The organism is Pseudomonas sp. NPDC089547 (genome assembly GCF_050280665.1).
Lineage (GTDB): Bacteria > Pseudomonadota > Gammaproteobacteria > Pseudomonadales > Pseudomonadaceae > Aquipseudomonas.
On sequence record NZ_JBNNVS010000091.1, the window covers coordinates 1 to 7,057 of the forward strand.

9 protein-coding genes and 1 pseudogene are annotated in these 7,057 nt (G+C 61.3%); 1 reads left to right on the plus strand and 9 read right to left on the minus strand.

From position 1 onward, the window contains the following. Positions 1-489, plus strand: a 489-nt coding sequence (locus ACQKPZ_RS27780; RefSeq protein WP_427544436.1) for a citrate/2-methylcitrate synthase, incomplete at its 5' end; no start/stop codon positions are given. Positions 490-702: 213 nt separating this feature from the next. On the opposite strand, the gene ACQKPZ_RS27785 is transcribed toward ACQKPZ_RS27780, so the two are convergent. From ACQKPZ_RS27785 to ACQKPZ_RS27825, 9 genes and pseudogenes are all read right to left on the minus strand, one after another. After that, positions 703-1,308, minus strand: a complete 606-nt coding sequence (locus tag ACQKPZ_RS27785) for an START domain-containing protein (RefSeq protein ID WP_427544439.1) — start codon at positions 1,306-1,308, stop codon at positions 703-705. 33 nt (positions 1,309-1,341) lie between these two features. Next, positions 1,342-1,596, minus strand: coding sequence for a YkgJ family cysteine cluster protein (locus tag ACQKPZ_RS27790; RefSeq protein WP_009684718.1), 255 nt, complete (start codon positions 1,594-1,596; stop codon positions 1,342-1,344). Between the two features lie 129 nt (positions 1,597-1,725). Next, positions 1,726-2,205 (minus strand): hypothetical protein, encoded by a 480-nt coding sequence (locus tag ACQKPZ_RS27795; protein ID WP_427544442.1) that lies wholly within the window; start codon positions 2,203-2,205, stop codon positions 1,726-1,728. Positions 2,206-2,269: 64 nt separating this feature from the next. Continuing rightward, positions 2,270-3,712 (minus strand): PLP-dependent aminotransferase family protein, encoded by a 1,443-nt coding sequence (locus tag ACQKPZ_RS27800; RefSeq protein ID WP_012273358.1) that lies wholly within the window; start codon positions 3,710-3,712, stop codon positions 2,270-2,272. Between the two features lie 175 nt (positions 3,713-3,887). Next, entirely contained in the window at positions 3,888-4,700 is an 813-nt protein-coding gene (locus tag ACQKPZ_RS27805; protein WP_427544445.1) for an OmpA family protein, read from the minus strand. Continuing rightward, complete coding sequence (locus tag ACQKPZ_RS27810; protein ID WP_427544448.1) at positions 4,697-5,050, minus strand: DUF4398 domain-containing protein; 354 nt, start codon at positions 5,048-5,050, stop codon at positions 4,697-4,699. Before ACQKPZ_RS27810 ends, ACQKPZ_RS27805 begins: the two co-directional genes overlap by 4 nt. 9 nt (positions 5,051-5,059) lie before the next feature. Beyond that, positions 5,060-5,881 (minus strand): substrate-binding periplasmic protein, encoded by an 822-nt coding sequence (locus tag ACQKPZ_RS27815; RefSeq protein ID WP_427544450.1) that lies wholly within the window; start codon positions 5,879-5,881, stop codon positions 5,060-5,062. A 75-nt stretch (positions 5,882-5,956) separates the two neighbouring features. After that, on the minus strand, positions 5,957-6,886 hold the full coding sequence (locus tag ACQKPZ_RS27820; RefSeq protein ID WP_427544453.1) for an electron transfer flavoprotein subunit alpha/FixB family protein: 930 nt from the start codon (positions 6,884-6,886) through the stop codon (positions 5,957-5,959). Continuing rightward, positions 6,887-7,057 (minus strand): annotated as a pseudogene (locus ACQKPZ_RS27825) (electron transfer flavoprotein subunit beta/FixA family protein); the annotation flags it as partial.

Sequence of the window (7,057 nt, forward strand, 5' to 3'; positions counted from 1 at the left end):
GCGAACGAAGCCGTGCTGACCATGCTCGATGAGATCGGCGATGTTTCGAACATCGACAAGTTCATCGCCAAGGCCAAGGACAAGAACGACCCGTTCAAGCTCATGGGCTTCGGTCACCGCGTGTACAAGAACCGCGACCCGCGCGCCACCGTGATGAAGCAGACCTGCGACGAAGTCCTGCGCGAGCTGGGCATCAAGAACGACCCGCAGCTGGAACTGGCCATGCGCCTGGAAGAGATCGCCCTGACCGATCCTTACTTCATCGAGCGCTCGCTGTACCCGAACGTCGACTTCTACTCGGGGATCATCCTCAAGGCGATCGGCATTCCGACCAGCATGTTCACCGTGATCTTCGCCCTGGCACGTACCGTGGGCTGGATTTCGCACTGGAAAGAAATGCTCTCCAGCCCGTACAAGATCGGCCGCCCGCGCCAGCTGTACACCGGCGAGCAGAAGCGCGACATCGTTTCGCTGAAGGACCGCAAGTAAGCCTGAAGGGCCGAACGCAAAAAGGCTGCCCTCGGGCAGCCTTTGTTTATTGATCGTCTGTCGCAAATCCCTGTAGGAGCGGCCTTGTGTCGCGATGGGCCGCAACGCGGCCCCGGCAAGACCTGTTGTGATGCTGATATTTTGGGGCCGCTGCGCGCCCCTATCGCGACACAAGGCCGCCCCTACATCGGATAGCATTCCATAAGGCGAAGCTCAGTTTTTCTCAGCCCGCTCCCGCAACCCTTTCAGGGTATTGAACGGCGCATCCACCACGAATTTGTTGGCGACCATCGCCGGCACACTGCCACCCGGCTCGGTGTGCACCTGGTAAGTCACTTCAGTGCTATCGCCCTTGGGTACCAGCTTCCAGAAGCCTTCGACCTTGGCCACCCGCACAAAGCCCTTCTCTTCCGGCACATAGGTCGGCTCTTCGACCAGATTACGGGTCAAGCTGCCATCAGCACCCTTGACCGTGGTGATATGCAGCACGGAATCGCGCGGCGTCACCGGCCAAGGCGTATTGAACTGGGTATAGGTCCAGCTCTGGTCACCTTCATGCTTGAGCAGCTTCTGCGACTTGCACTCATGAATCCAGGCACAGGCGCCGACCACGTCTTCCTGCAACGCCTGCACCTTGGCCAACGGCGCCTTGATCACCGTGACGCCCTGATAGGCCTTGTACTTGGAACCCGCCACTTCGCTGAGGGAAACCTTGATCCCCTCCTCGTCCTTGGCCACTTGCCAGTTTTCGGCCCAGGCAACAGGCGACAGCAGAACACCCACGCCACACAGCAGTGCAATACGCTTGAACGATCTCATCATGTTTATCCTTGTTGTCGAAGATCCAGCCTGTCACGCCGCCGTCATCTGCTCCCACCAGCCAAGAATCCTGATTGCCTCGTCACGATCACTGCCGCACACCTCGACATCTGCCTTGAAACCACCGCATACCGCCGGCCGCTCAGGCTTGCCGAACAGGTCGCAAAGGTTGGCAGCCGTCAAGTGCAGGCAGCGCTCGCCCGCTGGCTTGCCATTGGGCATGCGCGGCATCGCGGAGGTGATGGACGGGGCGATGCAGCAGGCACCACAGCCCTCACGGCAATTCATGGCTATTCACCAAAATCAGGACTCCCTGGAACAAAACGGGACGAACGTCCCTGGATAGTAACGGCTCAAACAGCTGTTTGAAATTGCTGGCACGATGAAATCTGCTGTGACCAAGCAGTCAGTTACCGTCTACTGGCGATACTCGAAATCGATGGCCGCCCCTTCCACGTCATGACGGCTGTCATTGCGCAGTTGCAGCTGCATTTCGTTGTTGATCAGCCGGCCATTGAGCTGGAACGGGCTGTCGCTGGTTTCTGGCTTTTCGGTGAACATGGGTGGCAGCAAAGGTTTGCGTCGCTGGATGGGCGACGGGGTGCCCACGCTCGGCTCGAGGTCATTGACCATATTCACTGGCAGGCTGAGATCCAGCTTTGCCTTGGGCAATGGTTTGGCTACCGCCTTGCTGACCGGCTTGCGCGCCTTTGCCTTGCTGTTACCGGCCTTCTTTGCCGCCTGCTTCTGCACAGGCTTGGCTACCGCCTTTTTTTGCACTGGCTTGCTTTGGGCTGCCTGCGCCTGGCTTGCCGGCTGCGCAGCCAAGGCCGGACCGCCCGGGTAGCATAACGGTGCAAGACACACGATCAGGGCAACACAGCGCAAAGCATTCATGGCAAATGGACAGACCGGCAGCAAAGGTGCGTATGCTCCATGTTCCAAAGGCGACTGGCAAGCCTTACAAAAGTGTGAGCGCAGGCTCCCTGCACAGCTGCTGAGCCAGCAAACCGAGGGTAATCACTGCCCGCTCGGCCTCTTTGTTCCACGGAATGCCGCAATTGAGACGAATACAGTGGTTGAATTGCTCTGTGTTACTGAATATTAGCCCCGGCGCAATACTGATGCCCTGCTCCAGCGCCCGCACATGCAACTCCTGCGTGTTGACCCGCCCAGGCAAACTCACCCAAAGGATGAAACCGCCCGTTGGCCGTGTCATCTGCGTACCCTCGGGGAAGTGCTGCTGCACCGCCAACTGATAGGCACTGAGGTTCTTGCGATACTCCTGGCGGATGTAGCGCAGGTGCCGGTCGTAGCCGCCATTTTCCAGGTAGGCCGCCACCCCCATCTGCGTCACGCTGCAGGCCGAATGAGTGGTGAAAGTCTGCAGGCGCTGGATCTCGTCCTGGTAACGCCCGGCAATCATCCAGCCGACTCGCACCCCGGGGGACAAGGTTTTGGAGAAGCTGGAGCAGTAGATCACCCGGTCCAGCCGGTCGAACGCTTTCAGTGCTTTGGTCTTGCCCTGCTCGAACATCAACTCGCCATAGATGTCGTCTTCGATGATCTGGATATCGAAGTCCGAGGCCAAGCGCAGCAACTGTTTCTGCCGCTCTTCCGGGACGGTGCCGCCCAGCGGGTTGCTCAGGCGCGCAGTCAGCACCAGGGCCTTGATCGACCACTGGTTGGCAGCCAGCTGCAAGGCTTCAAGGCTGATGCCCGTAGAAGGGTCACTCGGGATCTCGATCACCTTCAGGCCCAACAGGTCGGCCAGTTGCAGCAGGCCGTAATAGGTTGGCGACTCGGCGGCGATCAGGTCCCCCGGCCGGGTCAGCACACGCAGCGACATTTGCAGCGCATCGACACAGCCATGGGTCACGATCACTTCACGCGGGTCGACCAACACGCCGGCATCACGCATGCGAATGGCGATCTGCCGGCGCAGCGGCTCAAAACCCGGGCTGAACATGTAGCTGAAAGCGCGCGGGCTGTGAAAGCGGGTGACCTTGGCAATTTGCTGATGCAGCGCGCGCACCGGCAGGTAATCAACATGCGGTACCGCAGCACCGAACGGGAACACACCATCACGGCGCGCCTCGGTCAGCACTTGCTGGATGATGCTGGCACGGGTGACCAGGCCTGGGCGCTCGACCCGGGCAATGTCCGGCGTCTGTGCGGTCAGGGCGGGCGTCTGGTGCACGTAGTAGCCCGATTGTGGCCGTGCGCGAATCAACCCTTGGTCTTCGAGGTTGGCGTACGCCTGCAGCACCGTGGCATGGCTAACATTGAGCTGGGCGCTCATCTTGCGCACGGAGGGTACCCGCTCGCCTGGCTGGTAGACACCGCGACGGATGTCATCGGCCAGTTGCTGGGCGATACGCTGGTACAGCAGCAGGTTGGTCATGGCGGCAGGCTCGTTGTTCTTGTGCGGCTCAGTGACGGTAGAGGATACCGTAACAGTTGCAAAGTGTACTGGGACAGAATGCAACATAGTCGACAATACAACAGCGTGATAGCTATCGAAACGATTAAACCGACAGATAGCCGGGACCGCCTTGCGGCCCCTGGCTCATCGAGGTTCAGCGTGCAGGGGCGAGCTTGCCCTTGTCGTCGGAAAACACGATCTCGACCCGGCGGTTCTGCGCCCTGCCCCGCTCCGAGGCATTGGCATCGATCGGGTACTGATCACCATAGCCCTCGACCTGCAGACGCTTTTCGTCGATACCCAGGTCCACCAGCATGTCGGCCACAGCCTGCGCACGGTCGCGGGACAACTTCAGGTTGTCCTCGGCCGCGCCGGTGCTGTCGGTATAGCCCTCGATACGCACCACCCGCCGCGGGTTGAGCTGAAGGAATTGCACCAGCTTGAGCACCGTGCGGCTGGCCGAGTTCTTCAGGTCTGCACGGCCGGTATCGAACAGCACGTCACCCAGGGTCATCACCAGGCCACGGTCGCTCTGCTCCGATGCCAGTGCCGCAATCTGCGACTCGACCCACTTGCCCTGCTGCTGCACGCTGACCAGCTTGGCCTCGCGCAACGCCAGCTGCAGGCGCTGGCGCTCAAGGTCAAGCTTGGCCTGGCGTTCCTGGTTCAGCGCCAGCTTGGCATGCTCACTGGCAATCTCGCTGTAGCGCTGGCTGAGGTAAGCGTAATGACGCACATCGGAACCGGTGCCGATGTAGCTGGACAGCCGCTCGGCACGGGCCAGCGACTCGCCTGCGCGGATCACGTCACGCGGCGCACTGCGCAGCACATCGGAATCATCCTTGACCTTCGCGAAGGCGGCACTGGCTGCATCCAGCGCGGCCGAGCTGCGCTGGCTGGCGCAGCCTTGCAAGCCTGCCGCCAGCATCAGCAAGGCCAGCGCAGCCAAAGGCGTACGGCGGATCATGGCTGCACCTCCAGCTGCTTGCGCAAGCGCTTGACCCGCGATTGCAGCAACTGCAGTTGCTCTTCGCTCTTCTGGTTCAGCACCTGAGCCTCTGCCAGGCGTGCATCCAGCTCGGCCTGTTCGGCGCGCATGCGTGCATCGCGGTAGTCTTCGGTCAGCATGTTGCTCTTGGCCCGGGTCAGCTTGTCTTCCGCCAGCTTCAGCGTTTCGACCTGTTCGGTGGCACCGACGGCCCTGGCCTGTTCCAGTGCCTGTTCGGAAATGCGCATCTGCTCGACAGGGGCCGGGTCATTGGCACAGCCAGCCAGGCCGAGCACGGCCAGGGCAAGGATTAGTGGTTGGGTTCTCACGCAATCTTCCTAGTGTTTGGGGGCGTCCGCCGGTACCTGCAACTGCGCTTTCCAGCGCTCGACATTACGTTGCAGCACCGCCTCTGACGCACCGGAGATCGGCAATTCTGTCAGTTTTTTCGCCAATTGCCCACGCAACCAGCTGTCATTGCATGCCGAGTTGTGCGAAAGGGCCAGGTAAAGACCCGGCCGGTCCACCGGTAGGCCGCGGGCGATCAAGTCATTGCTCATGCCCAGGCTCTGGGTCATGGCCATGCCGGAATAGCGCCCGGCCAGCACATAATCCACCTGGCCAAGCACCAGCTTCTGGAACGCCTGGGTCAGGTTTTGCGCGGGCACAAGCTTGAGCTGGGCCTTGGCGAACGCGGTAAAGGCCGGGGTCAGCCGCGCACGCTCGGACAGGCTGCCCTGGTAACGGGCCAGGTCTGCCGGGCCGTCGAAGGTCAGCTCGGCATCGTGACGGGTCCACACCAGGTATTCATTCAGTTGCAACGGCGGATGGATGTAGTCCAGCGCAGTCAGTTGCTCGACCTGCATGGGCGTATCGAGCAGCAGATCCATGCGCCCGCTGCGCACTTCCTCCAGGGCCTGGTCGCGGCGACCGGCACTGAGCACTTCCACCTTCACCCCCAACTCGCCAGCCACTTGGCGCAACAGGTCGACGTTGGCGCCGATCAGGTGTTTCGGGTCTTTCGGGTCTTGCCACGAATAGGGCGGCGCATCCGGGCTGCCGGTTGCCACCAGGCGTTCGCACTTGCCTGCCGCCATGGCCAGTGGCGAAGCCAACACCGCCATGCATGCCAGCACCCTGCCCGTTCCGCGCAACGTCATCCCTCACTCCTCAACCCATAAAAAAACCCGACCCTCAATGCGAGGGCCGGGTTCTTTATAAGTGAAGCAGGCGGATCAGACCAGCTTTTCCAACTCCGGAACCGCTTCGAACAGGTCAGCGACCAGGCCGTAGTCGGCAACCTGGAAGATCGGCGCTTCTTCGTCCTTGTTGATCGCAACGATCACCTTGGAGTCTTTCATGCCGGCAAGGTGCTGGATCGCGCCGGAGATACCGACGGCGATGTACAGCTGTGGCGCAACGATCTTGCCGGTCTGACCGACCTGCATGTCGTTCGGCACGAAGCCTGCGTCGACCGCAGCGCGCGAGGCACCAACGGCAGCGCCGAGCTTGTCGGCCAGGCTGTACAGGTGCTTGAAGTTGTCACCGTTGCCCATGCCGCGGCCGCCGGAAACGACGATCTTGGCAGCGGTCAGCTCTGGGCGGTCGGACTTGGCCAGCTCTTCGCCAACGAAGGCCGAAATGCCAGCGTTGTGCGCAGCACCAACAGCTTCAACAGCGGCCGCGCCACCTTCGGCGGCGACAGGGTCGAAGCCGGTGGTACGCACGGTGATGACCTTGACCGAAGCGCTCGACTGCACGGTGGCAATGGCGTTACCGGCGTAGATCGGGCGCTTGAAGGTGTCGGCGGACTCAACCGAGATGATCTCGGAGATCTGGTCCACATCCAGCAGCGCGGCAACGCGCGGCAGGATGTTCTTGCCGTTAGTGGTGGCCGGGGCCAGCACGTGGCTGTAGCTGCTCGCCAGCTCTTTGATCAGCGGCGCGACGTTCTCTGGCAGCACATGGGCGTAGGCAGCGTTATCGGCAACCAGCACCTTGGCCACGCCAGCGATCTTGGCAGCGGCTTCAGCAACGCCACCAACGTTCTGGCCAGCGACCAGCACGTGTACATCACCACCAATCTTGGCGGCAGCGGCAACAGTGTTCAGGGTGGCCGGGGCTACGGCACCGTTCTCGTATTCAGCGACAACCAGGATAGTCATTTAGATTACCTTCGCTTCGTTCTTCAGCTTCTCGACCAGTTCGGCCACCGATTTGACCTTGATGCCAGCGCTGCGGGCAGCCGGGGCTTCAACCTTCAGGGTCTTGTTGGTGGAGGCGAGGGAAACGCCCAGCGCGTCTGGAGTAACGGTCTCCAGCGGCTTCTTCTTGGC